The 26142-nt window shown below is 58.0% G+C and carries 25 protein-coding genes; 8 read left to right on the top strand and 17 right to left on the bottom strand.

Features of this window, described 5'->3' with window-relative positions:
* Positions 1–155: 155 nt before the first annotated feature.
* Positions 156–1268 carry a dihydrolipoyllysine-residue succinyltransferase gene (sucB, locus tag C2E25_RS08780; protein ID WP_103115383.1) on the bottom strand — a complete coding sequence of 371 codons (1113 nt, stop codon included), beginning with the start codon at positions 1266–1268 and terminating at the stop codon, positions 156–158.
* Between the two features lie 23 nt (positions 1269–1291).
* Complete coding sequence (locus C2E25_RS08775; RefSeq protein WP_103115382.1) at positions 1292–3973, bottom strand: 2-oxoglutarate dehydrogenase E1 component; 2682 nt, start codon at positions 3971–3973, stop codon at positions 1292–1294.
* A gap of 243 nt (positions 3974–4216) precedes the next feature.
* On the opposite strand from C2E25_RS08775, the gene C2E25_RS08770 reads away from it, so the two are divergent.
* Together C2E25_RS08770 and C2E25_RS08765 are read left to right on the top strand one after the other, a co-directional pair.
* Positions 4217–4507: a hypothetical protein gene (locus tag C2E25_RS08770; protein WP_146032934.1), complete on the top strand. Its 291-nt coding sequence runs from the start codon at positions 4217–4219 to the stop codon at positions 4505–4507.
* A gap of 72 nt (positions 4508–4579) precedes the next feature.
* A complete protein-coding gene (locus C2E25_RS08765) occupies positions 4580–4969 on the top strand; it encodes a hypothetical protein (RefSeq protein ID WP_103115380.1) in 390 nt (129 codons plus the stop codon).
* A 197-nt stretch (positions 4970–5166) separates the two neighbouring features.
* On the opposite strand, the gene C2E25_RS08760 is transcribed toward C2E25_RS08765, so the two are convergent.
* From C2E25_RS08760 to C2E25_RS08690, 15 genes are all read right to left on the bottom strand, one after another.
* Entirely contained in the window at positions 5167–8346 is a 3180-nt protein-coding gene (locus C2E25_RS08760; protein ID WP_420094624.1) for a type I restriction endonuclease subunit R, read from the bottom strand.
* A 100-nt stretch (positions 8347–8446) separates the two neighbouring features.
* Positions 8447–9472, bottom strand: a complete 1026-nt coding sequence (locus tag C2E25_RS08755) for a virulence RhuM family protein (RefSeq protein ID WP_103115378.1) — start codon at positions 9470–9472, stop codon at positions 8447–8449.
* Complete coding sequence (locus tag C2E25_RS08750) at positions 9465–10043, bottom strand: DUF6933 domain-containing protein (RefSeq protein ID WP_103115377.1); 579 nt, start codon at positions 10041–10043, stop codon at positions 9465–9467. The genes C2E25_RS08755 and C2E25_RS08750 overlap by 8 nt, the downstream gene beginning before the upstream one ends.
* A 218-nt stretch (positions 10044–10261) precedes the next feature.
* Positions 10262–11212, bottom strand: a complete 951-nt coding sequence (locus C2E25_RS08745; protein WP_103115376.1) for an Abi family protein — start codon at positions 11210–11212, stop codon at positions 10262–10264.
* A gap of 67 nt (positions 11213–11279) precedes the next feature.
* A complete protein-coding gene (locus C2E25_RS08740) occupies positions 11280–11891 on the bottom strand; it encodes a DUF6088 family protein (RefSeq protein WP_103115375.1) in 612 nt (203 codons plus the stop codon).
* Positions 11892–12113: 222 nt separating this feature from the next.
* Positions 12114–12755 carry a hypothetical protein gene (locus tag C2E25_RS08735; RefSeq protein WP_103115374.1) on the bottom strand — a complete coding sequence of 214 codons (642 nt, stop codon included), beginning with the start codon at positions 12753–12755 and terminating at the stop codon, positions 12114–12116.
* A gap of 250 nt (positions 12756–13005) precedes the next feature.
* Entirely contained in the window at positions 13006–14412 is a 1407-nt protein-coding gene (locus C2E25_RS08730) for a restriction endonuclease subunit S (RefSeq protein ID WP_103115373.1), read from the bottom strand.
* Positions 14402–16663 (bottom strand): N-6 DNA methylase, encoded by a 2262-nt coding sequence (locus C2E25_RS08725; RefSeq protein WP_199177391.1) that lies wholly within the window; start codon positions 16661–16663, stop codon positions 14402–14404. The genes C2E25_RS08730 and C2E25_RS08725 overlap by 11 nt, the downstream gene beginning before the upstream one ends.
* Positions 16664–16875: 212 nt before the next feature.
* Positions 16876–17205: a hypothetical protein gene (locus C2E25_RS08720; protein WP_103115372.1), complete on the bottom strand. Its 330-nt coding sequence runs from the start codon at positions 17203–17205 to the stop codon at positions 16876–16878.
* Positions 17187–18134, bottom strand: coding sequence for a thioredoxin-disulfide reductase (gene trxB / locus C2E25_RS08715; protein ID WP_103115371.1), 948 nt, complete (start codon positions 18132–18134; stop codon positions 17187–17189). Before trxB ends, C2E25_RS08720 begins: the two co-directional genes overlap by 19 nt.
* On the bottom strand, positions 18121–18996 hold the full coding sequence (lipA, locus tag C2E25_RS08710; RefSeq protein WP_103115370.1) for a lipoyl synthase: 876 nt from the start codon (positions 18994–18996) through the stop codon (positions 18121–18123). Before lipA ends, trxB begins: the two co-directional genes overlap by 14 nt.
* A 157-nt stretch (positions 18997–19153) precedes the next feature.
* Positions 19154–19312, bottom strand: coding sequence for a rubredoxin (gene rd / locus C2E25_RS08705; RefSeq protein WP_103115369.1), 159 nt, complete (start codon positions 19310–19312; stop codon positions 19154–19156).
* Positions 19313–19355: 43 nt separating this feature from the next.
* The gene (gene elbB / locus C2E25_RS08700) at positions 19356–20018 is read right to left on the bottom strand and encodes an isoprenoid biosynthesis glyoxalase ElbB (RefSeq protein WP_103115368.1); all 663 of its coding nucleotides are present in this window, start codon (positions 20016–20018) and stop codon (positions 19356–19358) included.
* A 134-nt stretch (positions 20019–20152) separates the two neighbouring features.
* Complete coding sequence (locus C2E25_RS08695) at positions 20153–20749, bottom strand: helix-turn-helix domain-containing protein (protein WP_103115367.1); 597 nt, start codon at positions 20747–20749, stop codon at positions 20153–20155.
* Between the two features lie 95 nt (positions 20750–20844).
* Positions 20845–21345: a DUF2059 domain-containing protein gene (locus tag C2E25_RS08690; protein ID WP_158247201.1), complete on the bottom strand. Its 501-nt coding sequence runs from the start codon at positions 21343–21345 to the stop codon at positions 20845–20847.
* Positions 21346–21526: 181 nt separating this feature from the next.
* Between C2E25_RS08690 and C2E25_RS08685 the strand changes: the two genes are divergently transcribed.
* The 6 genes from C2E25_RS08685 to C2E25_RS08660 all read left to right on the top strand — a co-directional run bounded on the left by C2E25_RS08685 (position 21527) and on the right by C2E25_RS08660 (position 25884).
* A complete protein-coding gene (locus C2E25_RS08685; RefSeq protein WP_158247200.1) occupies positions 21527–22471 on the top strand; it encodes a DMT family transporter in 945 nt (314 codons plus the stop codon).
* A complete protein-coding gene (locus C2E25_RS08680) occupies positions 22468–23202 on the top strand; it encodes an HAD family hydrolase (RefSeq protein WP_103115365.1) in 735 nt (244 codons plus the stop codon). Before C2E25_RS08685 ends, C2E25_RS08680 begins: the two co-directional genes overlap by 4 nt.
* 203 nt (positions 23203–23405) lie before the next feature.
* Positions 23406–23675, top strand: coding sequence for a hypothetical protein (locus C2E25_RS08675; protein ID WP_085010320.1), 270 nt, complete (start codon positions 23406–23408; stop codon positions 23673–23675).
* Complete coding sequence (locus C2E25_RS08670; protein ID WP_103115364.1) at positions 23676–24689, top strand: RluA family pseudouridine synthase; 1014 nt, start codon at positions 23676–23678, stop codon at positions 24687–24689.
* Positions 24690–24692: 3 nt separating this feature from the next.
* The gene (gene pgeF, locus C2E25_RS08665) at positions 24693–25490 is read left to right on the top strand and encodes a peptidoglycan editing factor PgeF (protein ID WP_332882152.1); all 798 of its coding nucleotides are present in this window, start codon (positions 24693–24695) and stop codon (positions 25488–25490) included.
* A gap of 175 nt (positions 25491–25665) precedes the next feature.
* Complete coding sequence (locus tag C2E25_RS08660) at positions 25666–25884, top strand: hypothetical protein (RefSeq protein WP_085010322.1); 219 nt, start codon at positions 25666–25668, stop codon at positions 25882–25884.
* Positions 25885–26142 lie beyond the last annotated feature (258 nt).

The raw sequence follows: 26142 nt of genomic DNA, 5'->3' as shown, positions 1-26142 counted from the left end.
TTCTTTTGACCCAGCTCGGCGTTGCACCCCTCTTCACTTGTGCGACGTAGCTGCCGCTACGCCTCCGCGCTCATCGGGCTGCGCCTTGATCTGAGCCAAAACTCCTCGCCACGGTGGTGGGGAGTTTTGGTTTGTGGGGCTGCGGAATCCCTCACTCAGAGGTCCAGCAGTGAAACATCGACCTGTTCGATGAACTCCTTGACCGTTTTGAGGAAGGTGACCGCCTGCCTGCCGTCAATGACCCGATGGTCATAGCTGAGCGCCAGGTACATCATCGGCCGGATTTCGACTTTGCCGTCGATGGCGACCGGTCGCTGGATGATGTTGTGCATGCCGAGTACGCCGGTCTGCGGCGGGTTGATGATCGGGGTGCTGAGCATCGAACCGTAGACCCCGCCGTTGCTGATGGTGAAGGTGCCGCCTTCGAGATCGGCCAGGGTCAGCTTGTTGGTCTGTACTTTTCGACTGAATTCGGCAATCGCCGTTTCGATCTCGGCGCTCGACAGCCGGTCGGCATCACGCAGGACCGGGACCACCAGTCCCTTTTTTCCGCCGACGGCAATGCCCATGTCATAGAAATCATGGTAGACGATATCGTCGCCATCGATGCGGGCGTTGACCTCCGGAACCGCCTTCAGGGCGGCGACGACGGCGCGCACGAAGAAGGACATCATCCCCAGTTTGATGCCGAATTTCTGTTGGAAGGCGTCCTTGTACTCGCCGCGCAGGGCCATCAGCCGACTCATATCGGCTTCGTTGAAGGTGGTCAGCATCGCGGTCTGCTGGCGGGCGGCCAGCAGGTGGGCGGCTATTTTCCTGCGAATGGGGCTCATCGGCACTCGGCGGACGCGGTCATCGTCGGCCGGGTGCGGCAGATCAACAGTCTCCGGCGTGCCGGCGACAGCGGGTTGCGGTGGTGGTGCGGCGGGTGTCGGTACGGCGGCCAGTTTCCGGGGAGCGGCTGGAACCGCAGCCGGTTCAGCCTGCGGTGCGACGCTCTCAGGTCTCGGTGTCGGTTTGGGTGCTTCCGCCACGTTTTTGGAGTCGATCAGGGTGGCGATCACCGTACCGATTTTGACCGTTTCTCCTTCCTCCACGTTGAGATGGATGGTGCCGGAATCCTCGGCATGCAGTTCCAGGGAGATTTTGTCGGTTTCCAGTTCGCAGAGCAGGTCATCCTTGCTGACCCGGCTGCCCTCGGCGACATGCCACTTGGCGATGGTTGCCTCAAAAATCGATTCACCCACTTCGGGAACCAGGATTTCCATGCGTCTCCACTCCTTCAGTGATCTTACAGGCTGAATGCCAGGCTGATCAGTTTCTTTTGTTCCTGATTGTGTTGTCGGTGACTGCCGACCGCCGTGGCCGCCATGGCCGGACGGCCGACGTAGACCGGGTCGGTCCCCAGCAGTTCGGCCAGATGCGGACGGATGTAGCTCCAGGCGCCGCCATTGGCCGGCTCCTCCTGGACCCAGGCGTAGGCTCTGGCCCTGGGATAGCAGTCGAACGCCTGTCGCAGAGCCTCTTCGCGCAGCGGGTAGAGCTGCTCGATGCGGACCAGGGCGACATCCTCCCGCTGGTCGGCCCATTTTTTCTCCAGCAGTTCGAAATAGATTTTGCCGCTGCAGATCAGCACGGTCTGGACAGCTGAGGCGGAAATATTATCGGTCAGAACTTCGCAGAAGCGTGCCTTGGACAGATCATCCAGTTTCGAGCGGCAGACGGGATGGCGCAACAGGCTTTTGGGCGAAAAGATGATCAGCGGCCGTCGCCAGGGGACCTTCATCTGTCGTCGCAGCAGGTGAAACAGCTGGGCCGGGGTACTCGGATTGACGAGCTGCAGGTTGTTGTCGGCACAGAGCAGCAGATAGCGTTCGATGCGGGCGCTGGAGTGCTCGGCCCCCTGACCCTCGTAGCCGTGCGGCAGGTACATGACCAGGCCGCTGGTGCGGTCCCATTTCGAGCCGCTGCTGCTGATGAACTGGTCGATGATGACCTGGGCACCGTTGGCGAAGTCACCGAACTGTGCTTCCCAGATGGTCAGACCTTCGGGCATTTCAAGAGAATAGCCGTATTCGAAGCCGAGTACCGCGTTCTCTGACAGCATACTGTTGTAGACCTGGATCGGTGCCTGGGTTGAGGAGAGGAAGGCCAGCGGCACGTAGAGTTGGCCATTCCTGCTGTCGACCAGTACCGCGTGACGGTGATTGAAGGTTCCGCGGCGGCAGTCCTGGCCGGAGAGGCGGATCGGCACGCCTTCGCTGAGCAGGGTGGCGAAGGCCAGCGCCTCGGCGGTGCCCCAGTCGAGCCCGGAATCGTCGAGGACCATTTTACGACGGTTTTCCAGCAGCCGGGCGATCTTCGGGTGCGGGGTGAACGTCCGGGGCAGGGTGGTTATCTTGCGTGCCAGTTTCTGCAGGGTCTGTACCGGGGTTCCGGTGGTGATGTCGGCCGGCGTGTAGTCCCGCTGGATGTTGCTCCATTTTCCCTGGTAACCGGGGGCCTGGTCGACAACCTCCCCCTGCAGGGCTTCTTCCAGACGCAGGTTGATTTCCGCCGCCTGTTGTTCAATCCGCTGCGGATCGATCCCTTCGCTGACCAGTCGGGCGGCATAAACTTCGTGGACCGGTGGACGCCGGCGGATCTTCTCGTACATCAGCGGCTGGGTGAAGAAGGGCTCGTCCCCTTCATTATGTCCCTGGCGCCGATAACAGATGATTTCGATCACCGCGTCCCTGCCGAAACACTGCCGGTAGTCGAGGGCCAGTTCAGCGACGAAGGCCGCGGCCTCCGGGTCCTCGCCATGCACGTGAAAGATCGGCACCATCAGCATCTTGGCGACATCGGTGGCATACAGGGTCGAGCGGGCGTGAGCCGGCGAGGTGGTGAAGCCGATCTGGTTGTTGAGGACGATATGCAGGGTGCCGCCGGTATGGTAGCCGTCGAGCTGGGAGAGGTTGAGGGTCTCCGGCACCATCCCCTGACCGGCGAAGGCGGCATCACCATGGATCAGGATCGGCAGCACCTTGCGCCGTCCACCGGGGCCGTAGTTGCTGTGCCGGGCACGGCATTTGCCCTCCACGACCGGATTGACCGCTTCGAGGTGGCTCGGATTTGAGGCAATGGAAAGGTGAATCGTTTCTCCGCCGGGGAACTGGCGGTCGCAGGAAAAACCCTTGTGGTACTTGACATCCCCCTCGCCGACAAAAGCGAGTTCGAGGTTGTCGGTGAATTCGGCGAACATGTTGGCGAGCGGTTTGCCGAAGATATTGGCCAGCACGTTGAGGCGTCCGCGGTGGGCCATGCCGAGAACGATATCCTTCATCTGCAGATCCGCCGCGTGCTCGGCGATACATTCGAGCAGCGGGATCATCACTTCGCCCCCTTCGAGGGAAAAACGTTTCTGACCGACGAACTTGCGGTGCAGAAAGAGTTCGAACAGTGAGGCTTCCTGCAGCTTGCGCAGGATGCGAAGTTTCCGGTCATCGCCAAGCCGGGGACGGTTGCGGACACTCTCCATCCGTTCTTTCAGCCACTCGCGTTCATCCGGGTTCTGGATATGCATGAATTCGACCCCGATGTTGCGGCAGTAGGTTTCCTGCAGCAGGTCGAGAATTTCGCGCAGAGTTGCCTTCTGGCGGAGAAAACGTCTTGGATGGAAACAGGTGTCGAGATCCTCTTCCCCGAGGTCGAATGCCTCCAGTGCCAGCGCCGGGTGAGGCGGTGGACAGGGATTGAGCGGATCAGTGCAGGCCTGCAGGTGGCCGAGGTCGCGATAACGATAGATCAGCGAGTCGACCGCCGACTGCTTCAGGGCACGTTCAGCGTCCAGTTCGGTGGCGGCGGTCTGACGCGCCAGCTCGAAGCCGCGGAAAAAGGAGCGGAGGTCATCCGGAACGGCGTGTGGGTCCTCCTGCCAGAGACGAAATTGATTCTCCAGCCATTCGGGACTGGCGTTGGCGTTGAGGGTCATGTCATTCGGGCCTGTTTCTGGATGAGGGTAACATATTGAATTTCCAGATGAGTATACCAAGCGGCGCAGGGCATGCAACGTCGTCGATACCCTGCCCCCGGTTTGACCGCTGGTGTGAGTCCGGACTCCCCCTTAATGACCGGAAGCGTTCGGTCGAAGAGTAGAACGAGGGGGGCAGCAGGGGCCCCGGAAATTTGAGGGTTGTCTATGGGGCGGGAAAAGAAGCGGAAACAGGAAGCCGGATTGATTCATCACGTAGCCGGACGGCTTGGCTGCAGTGATCGTGAGTTGTTTGTGCTGGCCTACCGTCAGTGGTATGGTCATTCTCCCGGTCAGGCTGAACTGGAATGCTGTCTTGATCTCTTTGTCCGCCGGGGAGATATTCCTTTCTGGGTTCGTGGGTTCGTGCGCAATCACCTGGGGCGCCCAACCCGGCGGCGGGGGCTTTGTCATCGGCGCGACCTGCCGAAAAGAGTGGTTGAAGGTCTGTTGTTGATCGCCGCACTGGAGCTGCTCAGTTATCTGTCGATCTGATTTCTCCCCGTCTTCCCATCTTCCCGTTTTCTGCTATGCTGATTTAGTGGTGCTGTGGATGGGGAGGTGCGTATGGAATCAGTCAGGGTGGCGCTGCTTGGTGCCGGACGGACCGGACATGCTTTTCTCAGGGAAATGCTCGGCTACGATTACATCGAGGTGATCGGGGTCTGTGATCTTGAGGAGGATGCGCCGGGGCTGGAAATGGCCCGTAAAAACGGCCTGATGACGACCCTCGACCCGATGGAACTGCTCAGCCTCGGCGAACAGATCGACATCCTGGTCGATCTGAGCGGGGATCTCTCGCAGAAACGACAGATCAAGGATTATTTCGAACGGATCGACAACACCCACACCATCATCATGCATGATCTGGTGGCGCGGCTCTGCATCAGCCTGGCGACCCGCCAGAACCGTCTGCTGCCCACCATCCACCCAGCCGACACCGGCATCGGGGTGTAGAGCGAGGGCGGTCGATACGCACGCATCTGCTGCGTTGCTCCCGCTCCTCGTCATTCCGACGTAGCTGCCGCTACGCCTCATTCCTCGGCGCGTGAGGCGCCTTGCAGCTACGCACGTCTCGACCGCCTCGGAACGGTGGTGTTGGGGGTGGCCGATACGCGCCCGTCTTGAGTCGTTTGTGCGGGGGCGGGGGGGCGTCAACTCCACCCCTCACAAAGCACTTCGGCCTGTTTCAGCACCAGCTCTACGGCTTCCGGGGTTTTGTCCGGCGGATACTTCCAGCGCCGCAAGGTTCTTCTGACCAGATTCCGCAGTTTCGCCCGCACACTCTCCCGTACCTGCCAGTCAACCGAGGTGCTGTTGCGCAGTTTTTCGGTAATTTCGACCGCGATCTTTTTCAGTGTCTCATCACCCAGTTCACGCACGGCGCTTTCGTTATTGGCCAGGGCGTCGTAAAAGGCAATTTCATCAGGGTTGAGACCCAGGGCCTCATCACGTTTGAGTGATTCCTGAAAATCCTTGGCCATTTGAATAAGCTCTTCGATCACCTGAGCCGTTTCAATGGCGCGGGCATGGTAGCGGTTCAAGGTCGCCAGCAGTCGCTCGCTGAACTTCTGCTCCAGGACCACGTTGTTGCGCGTCCGCGCCTTGATGGAGTCGCGCAGCAGCTTCTCCAGCAGTTCCAGCGCCAGATTGCGACTCTTCATATTGCGCACATCATCGAGGAACTCATCGGAGAGCAGCGCGATATTCGGCTTCTCGAGCCCGGCCAGGGCAAAGATATCCGCAACCCCTTCGGCGATTACCGCATTATCGAGGATCTGCTTGAGCGCACTATTCTTCTGTTCTTCGGTCAGCTTGCTGTCAACGGTGGTGTGCTTGACGATCGCCGCGCGAATCGCAGAGAAGAAGGCGATCTCCTTGCGCAGCGGCTCCGCCTCATCCAGGGTGCCGCACAGCGAGAACGCGCGTGTAATCGCCGCCATGGAATCGAGGAAGCGCTTCTTACCATCCTCGACGCCGAGGATATGGTTGGCAGCCAGCACCAGGATCTCATGCGCGCGGGTCTGGTAGTCGCTGTAATCAAAGCCGTGGAACATCCCCCTTACGACATCGAGCTTTTCGAGAAGGATCGCCAGGGCTTCCTCGGCCTTCAGGGTCGGCTCTCCCTTCCCCTGCGCGCTGACATAGACCTTGAGCGCCTGCTTCAGCTCGTTGGCGATACCGATGTAATCCACCACCAGCCCGCCCGGCTTGTCCTTGAAGACTCGGTTGACGCGGGCAATGGCCTGCATCAGGTTATGCCCGCGCATCGGCTTGTCGACATACATGGTGTGGCAGCTCGGGCAGTCGAAGCCGGTCAGCCACATGTCACGCACGATCACCAGTTTTAGATCATCTTTGGCATCCTTGAAACGGCGCTCCAGGCGCTTCTTGGTTTGCTTGTTGTAGATATGCGGCTGCAATAAGGGGCGATCGGCAGCAGAGCCGGTCATGACGATCTTGATCGCGCCCTTCTCCGGATTGGCGTCATGCCACTCGGGTCTGAGTTTGACGATCTCGTTGTAGAGCAGTGCGCAGATTTCGCGGCTCATACAGACGATCATCCCCTTGCCGTCCACCACCGCAGTGCGCGCCTCGAAATGCTGCACCAGATCCTCGGCCACCTGTTTCAGACGCGGTTCGGCGCCTACCAGCTTCTCCAGCGCCGCCCACTTGCTCTTGGTGCGTTCGCGCAGGGAGACATCCTCCTCATCCTCGATGACCTCCTCGACCTCATCGTTGAGCTCCTCGATGGCGGCGCGGTTGATGTCGAGCTTGGCCAGACGTGATTCAAAGTAGATCGGCACCGTCGCCCCATCATCGACCGCATCCTGAATATCGTAGATGCTGACATAGTCGCCGAACACCGCGCGGGTGTCCCTGTCCTCCCGGGAGATCGGCGTGCCGGTAAAACCGATGAACGAGGCATTGGGGATCGCATCGCGCATGTGCTTGGCGTAGCCGTAGATGTATTGGCCGGTCCTGGTGTCGAGCCGGGCCTTGAAGCCGTACTGGCTGCGATGCGCCTCATCGCTGATAACGACGATATTGGCACGCGCACTCAGGGTCGGGTGCTGCTCTTCACCGTTTAGGAGTGAGAACTTCTGCACCGTGGTAAAGATGATGCCGCCCGACTGACGCGCGGCGAGCAGATCGCGCAGATCTTCGCGGCTGTCGGCCTGTTGCGGGGTCTGCTTGAGCAGCTCCCGGGCGTTGCAGAAGGTGCTGTAGAGCTGGCCGTCGAGATCATTGCGGTCGGTCACCACCACCAGGGTGGGATTGTTCATCTCCGGTTGCTGCAGCAGTTTTCCGGCGTAGCAGCACATGGTGATGCTCTTGCCCGATCCCTGCGTGTGCCACACCACCCCTGCCTTGCGGCATCCCGGTGTCACCTCGCGCCCCCAGGTGGCGCGCGGTTCGGCGATCATCTCCCTGGCAACCGGGGTCGCGGCGACCAGCGTCACCCGTACCGCCTCACGCACCGCATGAAACTGGTGATAGCCGGCGATCTTCTTGATCAGAACCTCGCCATCCTGTTCGAAGAGCACGAAGTAGCGCAGGTAGTCGAGCAGCAGATCGCGGTCGAAAAAGCCCTTGACGACCTTTTCCAGCTCGTATTCGAGCAGCGGCTTGTCGTCTTCGTTTCTGATGGTGCGCCAGGGGAGAAAGCGCTCTTTGTTGGCGGTCAGCGAACCGACCCGCGCCGTCAGCCCATCGGAGACCACCAGCGCTTCGTTAAAAACAAACAGGTCGGCAATTTCGTCCTTATAAGTCTGCAGCTGGTTGTAGGCATCCCACACATCGGCATTTTCATCGGCGGGATTCTTCAGTTCGATCACCGCGATCGGCAGGCCATTGATGAAGACGACGATATCGGGGCGGCGCAGTTGCTTGGTGCCCTGTACGGTGAATTGGTTGACTACCAGAAACTGGTTATTCTCGACATTCTGAAAATCAATCAGTTGCACATGATCAAACACTCGCTCCTCCCCCTCTCCCCCTGGGAGAGGGCTGGGGTGAGGGTGCGAAGCGTGCTGAGCATATTCAACCGGCACCCCTTCGAGAAGGAGCTTGTGGAAGGCGCGGTTGTTGTGGATGAGGACCGGGGATTCGGGTTTGCTGATGGCCAGGGCGGCTTCTTCGAGGGTTTCGCGGGAGATGTGGGGGTTGATCTTCTGCAGCGATGAGATCAGACGACCGAGTAGGACGACCTGTTGGTAGTCGCTGCGCTCCGGGGTGTCACCATCATAGGCAATATCGGGACCATAGGCATACTCGTAACCGCCGGCTTTGAACCAGTCGAGGCAGAGTTGTTCGAGTTGGTCTTCGCTGATTGTCATTATGGCCTCAAAATATCGGGTTATTTTTCGCCCTGCTGCAACCGGCTGTTCGGTCCAGAACTGAGAACACCCGGTCGACTCAAGGCTTCGGTGGCTACTCCTTCGACAACGCCTCCAATTGTCGGATGGTCTCTTCCGCTCCCTTGTCTTCACGTGCCTCTCTGCGTCGTGCGGCAAATTTTTCATACTCCAGCGCCGCTTTTTTATCGGCACTCGTTTTGCTGACACGCCCCGCGTCTGGCAGAACTTTACGCTCGTTGAATTGCAGAAACTGGTCGAGTTTCTCCTGCCAGTCCCGCAGGAAAACCTGCTTACGACGCCGCGCCTGATCCTCTGCATAGTCGAGCCACATCACCACGATGCGGTTCAATTCGTCGATTTCATCCGTGTGCAGATAGTTCTTGGCCACGGTCACGTCGCCTTTGCGTACGATCTCCCCCTTCCAGACTGTCAGGCCCATATTGGGCTTTGCGGCATCGGCGCGACTGGCGATCAGTTCGGCCGCAGTCTGGCCGGTGGCGGCATAGTGCAGTTTGTTCTGGATGATACGAAAGAATTGAGTTGTCTCTTTGGTTGTCGGATCATAGTCGGCCGCCAGACTGAAGATTTCGCGCACTCGCAGGTACATGCGCCGCTCACTGGCGCGGATGTCGCGGATGCGTTCGAGCAGTTCATCGAAATAGTCGGGCACCGGGCTTGCCCCGGGGACGGGGGGATTTTTCAGCCGCTCGTCATCCATGGTGAAGCCCTTGACCAGATATTCGCGCAATCGGGTGTTGGCCCAACGGCGAAACTGGGTGCCACGGGGCGAACGCACGCGAAAACCGACGGCCAGAATCGCTTCGAGGTTGTAGTGCTTCAGTGTTCGCCGTACTTTCCGGCTTCCCTCCTGGCGAACTTGTAAGAAATCCTTACAAGTTGCCTCCTCGCTCAATTCACCATCCTTGTAAAGTGCTTTCAGATGCAGGGTAATATTCTGCGGCGTTGTCTCGAACAATTCGGCCATCAACGCTTGCGACAGCCAGAGGGACTCATCTTCGAAACGACACTCAACGCGCGTGCGGCCGTCCTCGGTGGTGTAGAGGATGAACTCGCCGGAGGGGGATTCCGGTTCAGACATGGCAGTCTCCTTCTTGACCGGTGTAAGTCCTTTCCAGCAGCCTTAACATCGCTTGTCCCGGCCAGATACAGTCACGCGTTCCTTTAACGGTGCAGGGGCGCTCAGCCAGCCAGGCACCGGTCTGGTAGGGGGCTAGCTCTGTAACGGAGGTTTGATCGTAATCGAGCATAAAATCCAGTTCCTGCCCCATCTGATTCAGGGTTCCCTGTACCGAGCGGTTGCAGTTGTTGTCGCAGACCAGCGGAGCCAGCAGCTTTTCCGCGGCATCCATGTGTTGCGTTTCGGCACCGACCTTGAGCAGGGTGTTCATGAAACCATCACGAAAGTGCCAGTCCAGTTCGGCAAAATCAGCTTTTTTGAGCGCCGGGATAAAGACCGGAAAGCGGGTGGTGTCGTGGACGAACAGCACACACTGGCGGCGCTGTAGCAGGAGCAGGTTGGCGTGCCAGCCGCACAGCGGACTTTCGTCGTCACCGGTAACAGCGGGTTCATTCTGTCGGCTGCGTAAACGACCGTCTTCCGTTAATGGCAACTTGGCCAGCAGTTTTTTGGTGCAGTGCAGACGGATCATACGGCATCTTCCACCAGCTTTTCGGTATCGGGGATACGGAGTTGCCCGGAGAGGAACTTGGGGAGCGGAATACCCTCTACGCACGCACGCACCACCACAGTTCGGCCCCATTTCTGCAATATTCAATTGACACAATCCACAGAACGCCTATAATTGCACTCAACACGCCCGGCGCCTCTTCGTGGATTTTATCTGCGTACGCGTCGGTTTTCTTTTTTTTATGCCCAGAGTTCCCACGTTCGCCAATCCTCGGTAAGCCCAAAGTCCCCACCCTTGATAGCCCCATTTTCGACTGTAGGGAACTCCTCTTCAATCAGCGCATTCAGTCGCTCACCCCAGGTTGACGTTGGACAGATCACCCGCAGGAACATCTGCATCAGGCAAAAGTAGAAAAACGGGCGAGCGTTGTTCAGCTGCTGCCAGTGCTGCCCCTGAGGTAATGGCGAGCGATCAACAACGTTCACATTCCACAACCGTGCATGGTGTGCCGAAACATTCCGAATAAAGTTCAAACTTCTCAGGTATTTGGCAAATGCGTTCCCGTCAGCCACACCATATTTCCGGGCGATTCTCATTTTGTCATTGTGTTTCATCCCTGCATAGAGGCTGGACAACATACCAAAATCCCAAACCTCTATCGCAACCCAGATGGGGAGGCATTCATATTTTCCCAAATGATGAGAGACCAGGGGCATATGGCGTGCGCGATGAACCTGCTGCCGGTATTTCTCCAGCCAGAATTGATGATCGGTTTTTCCGCTTCTGTGGTTTGGTCTTTTGCTAAAATTCCCATGAAAACAATCCGGGTTCTCATGGGCGAGCGCATCACTTTCTCCCAACAGATGGGCCACATCGACCCGCAGGGCCATTTCGATACGTTCCAGAGCGTCCAGCGCTAACAGGCGCAGCTTCTTGTCGAAGACATAAAGCTGTATCAAATCACTGAATCGGCTCCCTTCCACAAAATCGTCGCTGCGCATTTCTGCAGGGTTGCTACTATCACCCTCTATAAACTGTCGAAACGGATACCAGTAACCACTCAGGCGGTAATAACCCAGGCGTGTCAGATAGCGTTTGGCCCGGTCAGCATCTTCGATTTCCAGCCCTCTCGACCGCAGGATCTCCAGCTGCTCATCCATCGATTTCCATGGCTTGACTTGAGCCGTCATGGACAAGCCTCTATTTGATGCTCGCATTCACCTATGGAGATTGTTTCTGATTGAGCAAGGGTAACGATCATACGTCTCCCTCCCGGAAAATCTGCTTCATGGCATCGTAAACCCAGCCGGTGACGGTTCTGGTCTCTTTCAGAATCTTCCCGTACTTCTCCGGCTCGATCTGCTGGCGAATTTTTTCGATCACCTCGGGGGTGATCCGTTCTTTACCGAGTGATTTCAGCGCCTGAACGATCAGCCCGCTCTCGCGGTGCTTGAAGCCGATCTCTTTAAGCGCGGTCTTTTTAAATTCCAGCTGGTAACCCAGTATCGAATACTTGCGGTTCGGCCCGTCGGACAGGTAGAAGAACCTTCCCGGTACCTGGGTAGAGAGGCCGAGTAGGTTCAGTGCCGCGTCCCCCGAAGGAAGAATCCGCCAGTTGAATTTACGCGCAAAGGCTCGCGCCACCTGGTCGTGATCGGGGCTCAGTTGCTGGCCGAGCAGTTTGCTCTGTTTCGGGTAGTCGTACATCCCCCGGCAGATACGGCGGATTTTGCCCTGCCTGGTCAGTTCGGATAATGCCTTGTCGATATTGGTGCTTCCAAACTCGGCACTGAAGTCCTTTGCAGAAAAGGCCCATCCCCTTCCACGGCCATATATTCTGGAAAGTATTTTATTTTCAGTTGATTGCATATTTTTTTGCCTGTAAATTTTTCAGAAAAAAATATCATTTTTTCTGAAATTTACATATGATTTTTTGAGTTGACAAAAACTCTCTTAAGAGCCATTCCCCTCATCAGGGACTGGGGATGCCCGGTCGACTCAAGGCTTCGGTGGAATCGACGGAGCCTTGAGTTGTCAAATACGCCGCCAGTGCCATGAAATCAGTATTATGTTCCTGGGCCTCTGCCCGCCCTAAACAACTTCAATGACAACTGAAGAACCTCTGAAAATCTCATCTTCAATTTCCAGCAAATGGCAGCGAGGAGAAAAATTGACCCGCAATAAACCGAACTCTTCCCGATGGTCATCAACCCACTTTTCTATTCGAGTGTATAGATCTTCCATGTGCCCACCATCAGGATCATCTCCAGAATAGAGGAAGGTGACAAAAGCCGTATATTGCAATTGACCGTCTCGGATTTTTCCAAAGTAATTTTGCAGGTCGCGAAGTCTTGAAATATCTTTCCTGGCTTCATCGGGATTCCAGCCACGCTTGGCTTCGATGGCACCAATCAGGTGATCACCACCTTTGCCCTCTTTCCACAGGGCAAGATCGACCCGTCCTCCTTCGCGTAGGGTTGTCTTTTTTGGCCCTCGTTTGGGGAATGCTTCTGCGTAGTTGTTGAAAGAGTAGACCGGCTCTTCAAGCGTGACATGCCCGGTTGTGTACCAGCTTTGAAGAACTTCTGCGACCTCCAGGGCAAGAAATGTTGCCATAAAGCCTTCCACGCCATAGTCGCATAACCAAGCACCCCGGCTGATTTTTTCGTATTTGCGATTAGCTTTTAAAGTCGCGCTGAGCAAAATGTCTGTTAAGTCACTTTTTACGATCATGCTACCTCTGCTTCCTTGTGCTTCTGCAACACTTTGAGTGTCCTGTTGACACCCCTTCCACTCAATCCGCCCATTGGGGCTGTGCTCAAACACCACAGCGGCACCAGCGTAGGGTGGGATCGCCCACCAGACCTATATTTAGTTGTTGCGAAATGGTGGACATTACCCGCCAAATTATTTGCCGGAATTAACCAAGTCACGGTATTTTGTGGTGGGCAATACCCACCCTTCAGGGCTACTAGTCATACGGTCATACGGTCGCCTCCATCAGCTTTTCCGCTTCAGGGATGCGGATCTCACCTGACAGAAGTTTGGGAAGGAGGGTATCGCGTAGGGTAGCAAGATTATTTGTTTCTTGAACCATCAATGCAGCCAAGTCATTAAAATTAATAACAGTTTTATTATATATTGCCGCCAGGTCTGAAGAGGGTTTTGCCATTGGATATTGAGCCATGTCTTTCCAGTTTGCTCTCGGCATTCTGGTCCCAGTACTTCTTACGTTCGAATACTCAACAAATCGCTCATTAAAAAGCTGGTACTGAACATAGCCTTGCCACTCAGTGGACATTGCCCGCACTACTAAAATGTCCGTTGAACAAATGCCACTAAAAGGCATATAGCTAACTTTATGAAAGTAAGGCCTTAATTTCCCAAACAAAATGTCCCCAGTAGAAAACCTCGACTTATTGCTGTCAACCTGTTCTGCTCGTCCCCATGCTGTAAGGTAGATATGTTTCCTCTCTATGTGTTCCAGCCCGACATATGGTGTTTCTGGTAACTCGCTTGTTGGATCAACGCCAGCGCGAATGTTTTTTGCGATAGTTCCAAAGGTAGACACCTCCCACCCCTCCGGCACCAACCCCAACTCCGACTCCACCAGCTCATCGGGAAACAGGGCGGCGGTGGCGGAGAGTTGTTGGCGTTGTTCTTCTGTCAGCTGATCGAGTTCGGCCTCAGATTTGCCGCTGATGGCGCACATGGCGGCGCGCTCGGGGTCGCGGCCTGAAGCTTTGGCTTCGATTTTGGCTTTGACCGGTCCGAAATCGACAAACCAGCTTTTAAAAATGGCCTGGGCGATCTGTTCGAGGGTTTGGTTGATTTGGCGGTTGAGTTCGATTTTTTCGTCAAGTGCCCCCAAAATTCTAGCAATATCTCGTTGTTCACATAAGTCTGGAACCCTGATATTTAAACTGCGCTGACTTGTCAAACTAAGGTAGTCAGCCATGTCAGTTTCGCCTTTCCTTGACGAAATCTGATTCAGAAAATGCTTTGACTGCAACTCGTAATAAAGAAATTTGGGATCTATGAAATCATGGTCAAGAGATCGCCAGAAGCTGGTCTGCGGAGAGCAAACGAACCGAGGGCTCCCTTCAGGGACAAAGGCAATTTTCCCGACAGTTCCCTTTGTTGACAGGATGGTATCAAAATCTGCCCCTACCCCTTTCCGAATGCGCTTGAAAGCAACTTCGTTTATCTTTTCGGCAGCATCAAATTTGACTGCACCATAGCCAAGGTCAGCCGCCCTTATAAACGCCGTCCCATTTTCAACAAATTCATTTTTCCGAGGCCGATATTCTCCATGGTTGCCATCCTGCACAAGCAGTTTTTTGGCAGCTTCGAGATCGGCCACTTTATAGACTGGCCAATCAGCACTCATACCCAAGCCCCGCCAAATTCCGCTTGATCTGCTCTTCCAACTCGCTACTGCGCGCAAACTGCTCCTGCAACTGCGCCGTCAACCGCGCCATCTTCTCGGCAAAGGGCTCGCCGTCATCCTCCTCTTCCGGCGCACCGACATAGCGCCCCGGTGTCAGCACAAAGTCGTGCTTTTTGATCTCATCGAGGTCGGCCGACTTGCAGAATCCGGGGATGTCCTCATACTTCGTACCCTCACCCCCGGCCCCTCTCCCAGGGGGAGAGGGGAGGGTTATCTCCTCACCTCCGGCCCCTCTCTCGGAGGGAGAGGGGAGGGTTGTCTCCTCACTCCTGATCCCTCTCTCGGAGGGCGAGGGGAGTGTTTGCCAGGCGTGGAAGGTATCGGCGATCTTGGCGATATCCTCCGGCTTGAAGTCGCGCAGCACACGGTCTTTCATGTAACCAAGGTTGCGGGCGTCTATGAACAGGACTTCGCCCCTTCGGTCGCGAAGTCTGTTCACCCTCTCCCGGCCTCTCCCAGGGGGAGAGGTGATGGTTTCCGCTATTTTGTTGAGAACAGTTTTCGGATTGTTGAGCAGTTCCTGGTTTTGGAATCTTAAGACCTGAATGCCGATTGCGGTCAGGTAAGCATCGCGCTTGTGATCTTTTTTTCGTTGTTGATCCGTTGTGTGGACTTCTCCATCCAGTTCAACAACCAGCTTTTTGTCGTGGCAGTAAAAATCAGCGATATAGTCACCGATCTGATGCTGGCGGCGAAACTTGAGATCCATAAACTTCCGGTTGCGCAACAATTCCCATAAGATCTTTTCCGCCGGAGTCTCCTTCTGCCGCAAAGTCCGCGCTTCTGCCACCAACCCCGAAAAATCAAATCCACCCCGGTAATGATAACCCCCTTCTCCCCCTGGGAGAGGGGTCGGGGGTGAGGCGACAATCCTCCCCTCGCCCTCTGGGAGAGGGGCCGGGGGTGAGGGTCTGGTTTTCGAGCCGCTCTTATCCCGGCTCAAAAACCAGATACAGGCCGGAATCTGGGTATTGGTGAAGAGCTGCCCCGGCAGGGCCACCATGCACTCGACCAGATCGTTCTCGATCAGCGCCTTGCGGATCTCCCCTTCATTCTTGGTGTTGGAGCTCATTGAACCGTTGGCGAGCAGCAGGCCCATGGAGCCGTTGGGGGCCAGGTGGTAGAGCATGTGCTGCAGCCAGGCGAAGTTGGCGTTGCTGCTGGGCGGGCGGCCGTACTGCCAGCGCGGGTCGTCGTCGCTGACGCCGGTATCCCACTCCTTCATGTTGAAGGGGGGATTGGCCATGATGTAGTCGGCGCGCAGGTCGGGGTGCTGGTCGTTGGTGAAGGTGTTGGCCGGCTCCTTGCCGAAGTTGAAGTCGAGGCCGCGGATGACCATGTTCATGGCGGCGAGCTGCCAGGTGGTGTGGTTGTATTCCTGGCCGTAGATGGAGACGTTGCCCAGCTTGCCGCCGTGCTCCTTGATGAAACGTTCGCTCTGTACAAAGAAGCCGCCCGACCCCATGGCCGGGTCGTAGACCCGTCCGGCAAAAGGCTGCAGCATTTCGACGATCAGGGTGACGATCGACTTGGGGGTGTAGAACTGCCCGCCCTTCTTCCCTTCGGCGAGGGCGAACTGGCCGAGGAAGTATTCGTAGACGTGACCGAGAATGTCCTTGGCCTGCAGTGAATCATGCACAAAGGGGATGGTGGCGATCAGGTCGATCAGCTCGCCGAGCTTGGCCTGGTCGATCTGCAGGCGACCGTACTGCTTGTTGAGCACCCCCTTGAGCTTGGGGTTGTCCTTCTCGATCGCCTCCAGCGCATCGTCGATCAGCCGCCCGACGCTGCGGATGGTGTAGCTGTGGGTCTTGCCGTTCTGAATCTCGATTTCGGTGCCGGGTGGCAGCTTGGCGTTGTTCTGCAGGGTCTGCCAGCGGGCCAGCTGCGGCACCCAGAAGACGTTCTTCTCGGTGTAGTAATCACGCACCTCCAGCTCTACGTCGATTTCGGCCTGGTATTCCGCGTCCGAGTCAAAATCGGCCCGGTCGAGATAATATTCGTGCTCCGGGTCCTGAAACTGGGCGATCAATTCCTCACGCCGGATATCGAAGGCATCGGAGACGTACTTCACAAACAGCAGACCGAGCACGGCATGTTTGTACTGCGCGGCATCGAGGGTGGAGCGCAGCTTGTCGGCGGCATTCCAGAGTTTCTTTTCCAAATCCTGCAAAAACTTCTGATCGGACATTGTTCCTCCAGCGATCATTCAAACAAAAAGCCGCAAATTCCCGAACGCGGTTATCTGCGGCTTGTTTCCATAAACGAAACCCCTCCCCCAAGAGTTCAAATTATCGACAATGAGACATCATAGAGAAATAATTAGAATTTTTCCAACTGTTTTCAGGATGGTGAATCAGGGCTCCCCCCTGTTGTCTGCGTTTTCATAGGGGATCAAGAGCGTCAGAACGTCACATCCTCACCCACCGATTTCACCAACCGCAGCAGGGCCGGTGCCACGTTCCAGCGGTGGCCGTCATCTGCGGCAATGCTGACAGTTTTCTTGTTGAGGCGCAGCACCCGTCCCTGGATTTCCCGCCCGTCGTTGTCCTGAAAGCCGACTTGGTCGCCGATACTGAACCCGGCCATCAGACTGGTGCTTTTCGCCTGAGAGATCAGCTTGAGCCGTTCGACGATCAGGCGGTTGAGAAACAGCAGGTCATCCTCGCTGAGCCGTTTGATGGCCTCGACGGCGGAAACCCGATCGAAAATTTTTACGCTGCCGGGGGGCATTGCTCCTCCTCCAGGTAGCGCTCCGCCTGCATGGCCGCCTTGCAGCCAGTGCCGGCGGCGGTGATCGCTTGGCGGAAGTGGGCGTCCTGGACGTCGCCGGCGGCGAAAACGCCGGGGATGCTGGTCTGGCATTCCTTGCTGGTGACGATAAACCCTTCTTCGTTCAGGTCGAGTTGGCCTTTGAACAGGCCGGTGTTGGGGTCATGGCCGATGGCGACGAACAGGCCGTCGCAGTCGAGTTGCGACTCCTCGCCGTTTGTGGTGTCGCGCAGTCGGATGCCGGTGACTCCGGCCGGGTCGGTGAGAATTTCACTGACCGCGGCATTCCAGAGGAATTCGATCTTGTCGTTTTCCAGCGCCCGCTGCTGCATCGGTGGTGACGCGCGCAGGCTGTTACGCCGGTGGATGACGGTGACCTTGCGGGCGAACCGGGTCAGGAAAATCGCCTCTTCCATGGCGGTGTCGCCACCGCCGACGATGGCCACCTCCTTGTCGCGGTAGAAGAAACCGTCACAGGTCGCGCAGACCGAGACGCCCCGCCCGTAGAGTTCCAGCTCTCCCGGCAGTCCGAGTTGCCGAGGGGTTGCTCCGGTGGCGATGATCAGGCTGTCGCAGGTCGCCGAGCGGTCGGCGAAAAAGATGCGGAACGGGCGGTTGCCGAGGTCGACCCGCTCGGCATCGCCATCAAAGAAACAGGCGCCGAAGCGCTCCGCCTGGCGGCGCATGCGATCCATCAGCTCGGTGCCGTCGATGCCGTCGGGAAAGCCGGGGAAGTTTTCGATTTCGGTAGTTCCGGTGAGCTGGCCGCCCGGCTGGGCTCCGGTGATCACCAGTGGTGCCAGTTGGGCGCGGGCGGCGTAGATGGCGGCGGTCAGGCCGGCCGGTCCGGTGCCGAGGATGATGGTGCGGCAATGTTCACTGGCTCCCATGGTCGGCCTCCTGGAACTGTTCTGCGGCATGGTAGGACGAACGGACCAGCGGTCCCGCCTCGACATGGTGGAAGCCGAGTTTCCGCCCGAAATCGCGGAAGGACGCAAACTCTTCCGGGGGAACATAGCGGTCCACCGGCTGGTGTTCGCGGGTCGGCTGCAGGTACTGGCCGAGGGTCAGCAGCCGGCAGCCGGCGGCGAGCAGGTCCCGCATCACCTGTTCGACTTCCGCCACCGTTTCTCCCAGCCCCAGCATCAGCCCCGACTTGGTCGGAATCTGCGGTGCCAGGCAGGCACTGTCCCGCAGCAGCTGCAGGGAACGTTGGTAATCGGCTTCGGCCCGGACCAGCGGATAGAGGCGTGGGACCGTTTCGATATTGTGGCCGAGGATATCCGGCGCGGCGTCGAGGATCGTCTGCAGAGCTGCCGGGTCGCCGCCGAGGTCGGGAATCAGCAGCTCAATGATGCAGTTGGGGCTCCGTTTACGTATCTCCGCGGTCAGTTCGGCGAACTGGGCGGCGCCACCGTCATCGAGGTCGTCCCGGGTGACCGAGGTGATGACGGCATGACGCAGCTGCAGCTCGGCGATCGCGGTTGCCACCCTGGCCGGTTCTTCGGGGTTGAGCGGCAGCGGCTGTCCCCCCTGGACGTTGCAGAAGCGGCAGCCGCGGGTGCAGTGATCGCCAAGAATCATGAAGGTCGCGGTCCCCTGGTTCCAGCATTCTCCCTGGTTGGGACAAGCGGCGCTGCGGCAGACCGAGTGTAGCCCCTGCTGGCGGTGGTAGCGGTCGATGCGGACGTAGTTGGGGCCGGAAGGCAGACGGACCTTGAGCCAGTCCGGTTTGCGTGGTGGTTTGTTCATCTGTTCCTGCCGTCAGTGAGAGGGGTGAGTCTGTGGTTATTGTACCCGGAGGGTGCTGTTGTCCGCAAACGCCCCGCCGGGTCGGGCGGGGCGTTTGCGGACAGTCGGAACCGTGAATTGCGCAAGGAGATGTCTCCCGCGGGGTCGGTTGCTGGTATCAGACCTTTTCGAAATTGGACTTGTCGGCGCCGCACAGCGGGCAGACCCAGTCGTCGGGAAGGTCTTCAAAGGCGGTGCCGGGAGCGATGCCGTTGCCGGGGTCGCCTTCGGCGGGATCGTAGATGTAATCACAGATAACGCAGCGGTACTTGTCCATGGGTGGATCTCCTGTTCGAGTGGATGTCCGGATTCAAGTTTTGTCAGAGCAGCTCAACCAGGGCCTTGACGGTTTTTTCGATCCCTTCGGCCGCTTCAGCAATACCGCCGGCCAGCATGTAGGCTGGTGTCGAGACGATCTTGTTTTCCCGGTCGATGACGAAACTGCTGCAGGGACAGTCGACATGGGTGACACCCATGGTGTTGACAGCCGCCGCGGTATCGGCATCATTGCCGATGGTCAGTTGGGTGGCGAGGTGTTCACCGCCCAGCACCTTGGCGACCATGGCCGGGGCGATACAGATCGCAGCGAGGGGTTTTTTCGCCGCCACGATTTCGCGGATCAGGCGGGCGACTTCCGGGTTGACGTCGCAGTCAGCCCCCTTGACGGCGAAGTCACAGAGATTTTTCGCCGCGCCGAATCCGCCGGGGAAAATCAGGGCGTCGATGTCGGCCGCCTTGACGGTGGCGATATCTCTGATATTGCCGCGGGCGATCCGGGCCGACTCGACCAGAACATTGCGGCTTTCACCGGCGGCTTCTTCGCCGCTCAGGTGGTTGACGACATGCATCTGGTCGATGTCGGGGGCCATGCAGACCGCTTCGACTCCCTGGCGGTCGAGGGCCAGCAGGGTGATGACCGCTTCGTGGATTTCGCTGCCGTCATAGACGCCGCAACCGGATAGAACAACTCCGACTTTAGCCATGATGGGTCCTCCTTTTGCAGACAGGTGGGATTCACGACGACCGGACCATGGTTGGTCGATCGCGTGTTGTTATCGTGAAAGACTAGATGACGCCGCATTCTTGTCAAGCGTCGGCGACCGGGATTTGCCGTGCATCAGAATTCGCGCGAATAGAGAACCACGATGCCGCGCGGGGGGGCGTCGCTGAGCGCCACGTAGCCGTGCGGCTCGCTGGAATCATAAAAGATCGAATCCCCGCTGCCGAGGGTTATGACCCGGTCGCCATAATGGAATTCGACTTCGCCTTCAAGCAGGTAGAGGAATTCCTGCCCTTCATGGTGGACCAGAAGATCGTCGCTCCAGGTGCGGGATTCGAACTCCATCAGAAACGGTTCAATGTTGCGATCACGTTTGCCGTAGGCCAGGGAATGGTAGATGTAGGGTGGCGAACCGCCGCGGGAAAGCCCTCGCTGAATCAGTTTGCGGCTTTCTCCTGAGCGCACCAGGATGCACTTTTCGCAGCTGTCTTCTTCCTGAAAGAAATTCTCGATGCCGACCTTGAAGGCTTTCGAAATGCGCAGCAGGGTTGCCAGGGGGGGGATCACCTGATCGTTTTCGATCTGTGAAAGCAGGGGTTTGGACAGGCCGGTCTGATCCGCCAGGTCCTGCAGGGTCATGCGCCGCTGCTGTCGCAGGTGACGGACCTTGCGGCCGATCTGCAGTTCCTTGACTTCCTCCCGGATGTTGTTCATAACTCACCGACCTTGTTGAAGTTTTACCTGTTTTTTAGCCTGTGGAAGGATTCAAGTCAAGAATTTCCTCGTTTAATGTTTCAAATAATCAAACATTATTCGGTCAGACGGAGGTCGCCGGCGCTCATTCTGGCATTGATTCTCCGGACCAGTTCCGTGACCAGTGTCTCTCCCCACTGCCGTCCGGTTTCACGACTCTCGGTCCTGATGGCAGGGAGGACCCGAAGAGATTTTTTGCCGATGTCACTGCGGTAGAAGGAGATGAGCTGCTTGATTTCATCATGGCTGAAGTGGTCGGCATAGATATGCATCAGTTTGTCTTCGAGTAGGTCACGGCGTTCCGCCAGCAGTTGCCTGACTTCGAAATCGACGATGGCTTCGACCCGTTCGGAAATCTTGTCGCCATCGGCTTTGAGGGCTTGTCGTGCCCGGCTTTTCAGCTGTCCGCTCAGTTCGGGTTCCATGTTGTCGGTGCCGGTGAGCTGCATCAGGTAGCGGATTCCGGCACTCTTGGCCGGGGTCAGCGGGTCGGCGGAAACCGGGCCGGCGACGGCAAGGGACAGCAGTATGAGGAGCAGGGTCCGGGTGAGGTGCATAGACGGTTCCTTTCGTGCCAAAGTCTTGCAATTATCCGCCGGATGCGGCATATCAGCAGGCAGAAGCTGTGGTTCTCTGTTTACAGTTTACCCGATTCAACGAATTGTTCACGCCGCACCGTTCACAACCGGGTGCCGGCGCCGGTATCGGCTGTCCGCAGACAGCCGAATGGAATCTGTGATGATATCTTCTCCGCCTCGCGGATCGCATCCTTTCTCCCTGACGGCCTGCCTGCTGCTGGTGCTGGCGCCGCTTTTCTGGGCCGGCAACGTGGTGCTGGCGCGTGGGGTCGCCGACCAGATTCCACCGGTCACCATGGCCTTTCTGCGCTGGTCCGGAGCCTTCCTTTTCCTGATCCCTTTTACCTGGAAGCATGTCCGCCGCGACTGGCTGCCGTTGCGGGCCGGTTGGCGCCATCTGCTGCCGGCCTCGCTGTTCGGCATCGCCAGCTTCAACACCCTGCTCTACACCGCCACCCAGACCACCACCGCCATCAACTGCGCCCTGATGCAGACCGTCATGCCGGCCGCCATCATCCTTTGCTGCTTCCTGCTTTATGGTGAACGGATTTCACTGCTGCAGGGCTGCGGGGTGCTGCTCTGCAGTGCCGGTGCGGGCTGGATCGTGCTGCACGGCGAGCTTGCCCGGCTGGCGGGGCTGCAGCTGCTGCGCGGTGACCTGCTGATGCTGATCGCGGTCTTCTGTTATGCGCTCTATTCAGCACTGTTGCGGCGGCGTCCCGAGGTGCATCCGCTCAGCTACCTGACGGTGACCATCGGTCTCGGGACGCTGTTGCTGGTGCCGCTGTTCTGCTGGGAGATAGGGCGGGTGGCGGCGCCTGCTGTTTCGCCGACGGTGGTCGGCAGCATCCTCTATATCGCCCTGTTCCCTTCGATCGCCGCCTATCTCTGCTGGAACCGTGGCATCGATCTGCTGGGGCCCAACCGCGCCGGTCTGTTCATCAACCTGATTCCGGTTTTTGCCGCCGGCATGGCGATGTTGTTTCTTGGAGAACGCCTGCATTCCTATCACCTGGTCGGTCTGCTGCTGGTGGCGGTCGGCATGGTCCTGTTTCAGGTTCAGGCTCATCGGCAGCCGCCATCGGCCGGGAGGTCGTCCCGATGAACTTTGATGTTTCCCGGCTGGACCGGATTCGCGCCCTTTTTTTCGACCTCGACGGCACCCTGCTGCAGGTTGAGATGCGGCAGTTCATCCCGACCTATCTCGACGGACTGGCGGCCCATCTGGGAGACCGGGTCGATTTACCCGCCTTCCGGGCGCTGGCCCGCAATGCCATTCTGCAGCTGCTGGAACGGCGGCGGCGGGACGGAAGCAATCGCCGGCAGTTTCTGCGGCTGCTCGAAACGCACGGCGGCATCAGTCCGCAACAGTTCGAACGCGCTCTCGGAGCCTACTGTGACGATGGCCTGGAACGCCTGCGGCCGCTGGTCAGGCCGTTGCCGGAGATCCGCACCCTGCTGGACACGGCCTTCGCCTCCGGGCGGGAGGTGGTGATCGCCACCAACCCGGTGTTCCCCCGGGAGATTGTCGCCGCCCGGCTGCGTTGGGGCGGGATGGATGATTATCCCTTCGCGCTGGTCAGTGACTGGGAGAATTCGTGCCTGTGCAAACCGGCCCCCGGCTATTTCGAGGATCTGCTGGGGCATTTCAACCTGCGGCCGGAGCAGGCGTTGATGATCGGCAATGACACCGGTCATGACCTTGCCGCCGGCAGGGTCGGCATCGCCACCCTGCTGGTCGACACCTGGCTGATTGACCGGAAAGAGGATGCGCCGGCCCCGGACTGGCGTGGAGATCATCAGCAACTGATCGAAATCCTGCAGCAGATGGTTTGACCCTTGACCCGCAAACCAGCCGGCGGTTTCGGGGGGACCCGAAAACTTTGACTTTTTTCAGTTGCTTAAGTAATCTGCAGGATAGGTCAGGGCTTCAGTGGACATGCTCCGGCATTTCCATCACGCCGGGAAGAATGTCAGTATGCCAAAATTTATACGGATCAGTACGGCAATCCCCTTTTCAACCTGCTACGGGAGGTGCTATGGCTCGCTTGGTAGATAACCCCAATCTGGCGTTTCGCCTGGCCCGGGCGATCATTTCGGATATCGCCCTTTACAACCAGGAGAAAGTCAAGGAAGGGATCAAGAACGACAATATCTTCGAGCTGCTTGAAGAGGAACTGCAGGAAGGGCGGGAGCATTTCCACAGCCGCGTTGCCGCCGATATGCCCGAACGAGACCATCTTTACGACCGGGCCATGGTGGATGTCATGATCCGCCAGGCCGGAAAAATCGAAAGCACCATCTGGTAAATGACAGATCTTATCCGCCTGGACGTCGCTCCGGGGCAGGGGCCTCAGCGGCTGGACCGCTTCCTTGCCGAGGTGCTGGAGGATTATTCCCGGGCGCAGCTGAAAAAACTGATCGATGACGGGCGGGTGCGGCTTGACGGCATCCCGGTCAAGGCCGGAACCCGTCTCAAGGGTGGTGAAACAATACTTCTGGCCCCCTTCAAACCGGAACCGATCAGCGCCATTCCACAGGATATTCCACTTAACATTCTTTACGAAGATTCCGATCTGATTGTCATTGACAAGCCGGCAGGCATGGTGGTACACCCGGCGCCCGGGCACCCCGACGGCACCCTGGTCAATGCCCTGCTCTATCATTGCCGTGATCTGGCCGGTATCGGCGGGGAACTGCGGCCCGGCATCGTTCATCGTCTGGACAAAGACACTTCGGGGGTGCTGGTCGCCACCAAGAATGACCTTGCCCATCAGTCACTGGCGGAACAGTTCAAGGAGCACAGTATCCGCCGCCGTTACCTGGCGCTGGTCCATGGCCAGGTTCAGCAGGCCCGAGGCATCGTTGACAAGGCGATTGGTCGTCATCCGACCGAGCGCAAGAAGATGAGCAGCCGTAGCCGCCAGGGGCGGCGGGCGGTGACCCGCTGGGAGGTGCTGCGCCGTTTCGATCTTGATCGACTCAGCTGGCTTGAGCTGGCACTTGAAACCGGCCGCACCCACCAGATCCGGGTCCACATGTCGGAGCTGAACCTGCCCCTGGTCGGCGACCCGGTTTACGGTCAGCAACGCCGTGCCAACGCAGTTGCCGATCTTGAACTGCGCAAACGGCTGCAGCGGCTGCAGCGCCAGGCGCTGCATGCCCGGCTGCTGGGTTTCAAACATCCGACCAGCGGTGATTACCAGGAGTTTCGCAGTCCCCTGCCCGAGGATCTGGGGCAGATCCTTGATTATCTCGATGAGAAGTACCAACTCTCGGAGCCGTCGCGCCTGGTGGTGGGAACCCCGGCCGACGCGGAGTGATGAATGCCGATGAAAATGGCACGCAACGGAAAAATCAGTTATCTCGAACCGGAGTGGATCACCGGTAGCCTGCGGGCCGGCTTCACCACCCGCAACGGCGGCATCAGCCGCGCCCCCTACAACTCGCTGAACCTGGGGCTCAACACCGAGGATCCCCGCCCGAATGTCGAGGGCAACCGTTCGACCCTGGTCCGGGCCTTCGGTCTTGAGGTTCACCAGTTGCTGACTGTGCGCCAGGTCCATGGCAATAACATCCTGGTGGTTGACGAGCCCAATCCTGATCTGAGCCATTTTCAGCAGGTTGAATGTGACGCGATCATCAGCAACCAGCCCGGCATGATGATCGGGGTGCTGGTCGCCGACTGTTATCCGGTGCTGCTGGCTGCCCCCGCTCAGGGCGTGGTAGCCGCGGTTCATGTCGGTTGGCGCGGCGCTGTCGCGCAGATCATTCAGCGCACTGTCGATGCTCTACAGGAGCAGTTCGGGGTTCGTCCTGACGACCTTTTGGCTGCTGTCGGCCCCGGCATCGGGGCTCATGCCTATGAGGTTGACCGGCCGGTTCGCGACCAGTTCCGCAAGGCCGGTCTGCCCTGGTCCGGGGTGGCGGAGGAGTCACGTCTGGGACACTGGAAGCTTGATCTGCGCGAGACCTGCCGTCGCCAGTTGCTGACGGCGGGGGTTGTCAGGACGCATATCGATCTGGCCGAGGAATGTACCTGCTGCCACAAGGAACTGCTCTTTTCCCATCGACGGGATAACGGCAGGACCGGTCGCCAGCTCGGTTTCATTTCACTGCCCTGATGCCGACAGCCGGCAAAATGATTTTTCAGATGACCGCTCCGATTTGGGGCGGTCATTTTTTTATTTTTTTGTCGTCCGTCATTCAAATATAAGAAAAATTTGAGATCCCGTGAGTATAAAGGTTGCATCAAGGATGCAAACTCCGGCACCAATGGATCGCCGGATCGGAGGTCTCATGGAGAGTTGTCCCTATATCGGTAAATGTGGTTTCTACCAGCGCTTCGCGGCCAAGAACAGTGCCGCCTGGCGCGGACTCTTCGATTCCTACTGCAAGGGGGGCCTGGTTGGCCATTGTGAACGGAACAAGCTCTACAGCATGGAGACGGTCGGGTTCAGCGACGAGATGATGCCGAACGGAAAAAATGTTCCCGGTCCCTTCAAAATGTTGCTTTGAAAAAAACTGAATGTGAGATTTTTTTGAGATGCCGGCGCTATAGTGTATAGCGAACTGCTTGCGGGAGGGTTGTGGTCCAGGATCGCATGACGCAGACAGGGGGGTTGAGGTAAGGAGGGATCTTGAACCCCGACATCTCTTTCTTGTTGCTCTTGAAGTCCGGAGGGGGGGCCCCATCTTCAATCGAAGGTGGGGCTTTCCAATGGTGCGCCAGGCATGGCGCGTAGCGCCTTGACTGGCGCTGTTCCGGTCGTTGTG

The organism is Geothermobacter hydrogeniphilus (genome assembly GCF_002898515.1).
Classification (GTDB): domain Bacteria; phylum Desulfobacterota; class Desulfuromonadia; order Desulfuromonadales; family Geothermobacteraceae; genus Geothermobacter_A.
Note: the sequence above shows the minus strand (reverse complement) of the source record. Positions and strands in the feature narration are given on the sequence as shown.

Bases quoted from the DNA above. Each gene is read 5' to 3' on its own strand.
- C2E25_RS08685 (WP_158247200.1), top strand. From the start codon at position 21,527: ATGATATCTTCTCCGCCTCGCGGATCGCATCCTTTCTCCCTGACGGCC.
- lipA (WP_103115370.1), bottom strand. From the start codon at position 18,996: ATGAACAAACCACCACGCAAACCGGACTGGCTCAAGGTCCGTCTGCCT.
- C2E25_RS08755 (WP_103115378.1), bottom strand. From the start codon at position 9,472: ATGTCTGAACCGGAATCCCCCTCCGGCGAGTTCATCCTCTACACCACC.
- C2E25_RS08680 (WP_103115365.1), top strand. From the start codon at position 22,468: ATGAACTTTGATGTTTCCCGGCTGGACCGGATTCGCGCCCTTTTTTTC.
- pgeF (WP_332882152.1), top strand. From the start codon at position 24,693: ATGCCGATGAAAATGGCACGCAACGGAAAAATCAGTTATCTCGAACCG.
- C2E25_RS08690 (WP_158247201.1), bottom strand. From the start codon at position 21,345: ATGCACCTCACCCGGACCCTGCTCCTCATACTGCTGTCCCTTGCCGTC.
- C2E25_RS08750 (WP_103115377.1), bottom strand. From the start codon at position 10,043: ATGATCCGTCTGCACTGCACCAAAAAACTGCTGGCCAAGTTGCCATTA.
- rd (WP_103115369.1), bottom strand. From the start codon at position 19,312: ATGGACAAGTACCGCTGCGTTATCTGTGATTACATCTACGATCCCGCC.
- sucB (WP_103115383.1), bottom strand. From the start codon at position 1,268: ATGGAAATCCTGGTTCCCGAAGTGGGTGAATCGATTTTTGAGGCAACC.
- C2E25_RS08730 (WP_103115373.1), bottom strand. From the start codon at position 14,412: ATGAGTGCTGATTGGCCAGTCTATAAAGTGGCCGATCTCGAAGCTGCC.
- C2E25_RS08670 (WP_103115364.1), top strand. From the start codon at position 23,676: ATGACAGATCTTATCCGCCTGGACGTCGCTCCGGGGCAGGGGCCTCAG.
- C2E25_RS08735 (WP_103115374.1), bottom strand. From the start codon at position 12,755: ATGATCGTAAAAAGTGACTTAACAGACATTTTGCTCAGCGCGACTTTA.
- C2E25_RS08765 (WP_103115380.1), top strand. From the start codon at position 4,580: ATGGAATCAGTCAGGGTGGCGCTGCTTGGTGCCGGACGGACCGGACAT.
- C2E25_RS08745 (WP_103115376.1), bottom strand. From the start codon at position 11,212: ATGACGGCTCAAGTCAAGCCATGGAAATCGATGGATGAGCAGCTGGAG.
- trxB (WP_103115371.1), bottom strand. From the start codon at position 18,134: ATGGGAGCCAGTGAACATTGCCGCACCATCATCCTCGGCACCGGACCG.
- C2E25_RS08675 (WP_085010320.1), top strand. From the start codon at position 23,406: ATGGCTCGCTTGGTAGATAACCCCAATCTGGCGTTTCGCCTGGCCCGG.
- C2E25_RS08775 (WP_103115382.1), bottom strand. From the start codon at position 3,973: ATGACCCTCAACGCCAACGCCAGTCCCGAATGGCTGGAGAATCAATTT.
- C2E25_RS08660 (WP_085010322.1), top strand. From the start codon at position 25,666: ATGGAGAGTTGTCCCTATATCGGTAAATGTGGTTTCTACCAGCGCTTC.
- C2E25_RS08695 (WP_103115367.1), bottom strand. From the start codon at position 20,749: ATGAACAACATCCGGGAGGAAGTCAAGGAACTGCAGATCGGCCGCAAG.
- C2E25_RS08725 (WP_199177391.1), bottom strand. From the start codon at position 16,663: ATGTCCGATCAGAAGTTTTTGCAGGATTTGGAAAAGAAACTCTGGAAT.
- C2E25_RS08720 (WP_103115372.1), bottom strand. From the start codon at position 17,205: ATGCCCCCCGGCAGCGTAAAAATTTTCGATCGGGTTTCCGCCGTCGAG.
- elbB (WP_103115368.1), bottom strand. From the start codon at position 20,018: ATGGCTAAAGTCGGAGTTGTTCTATCCGGTTGCGGCGTCTATGACGGC.
- C2E25_RS08740 (WP_103115375.1), bottom strand. From the start codon at position 11,891: ATGCAATCAACTGAAAATAAAATACTTTCCAGAATATATGGCCGTGGA.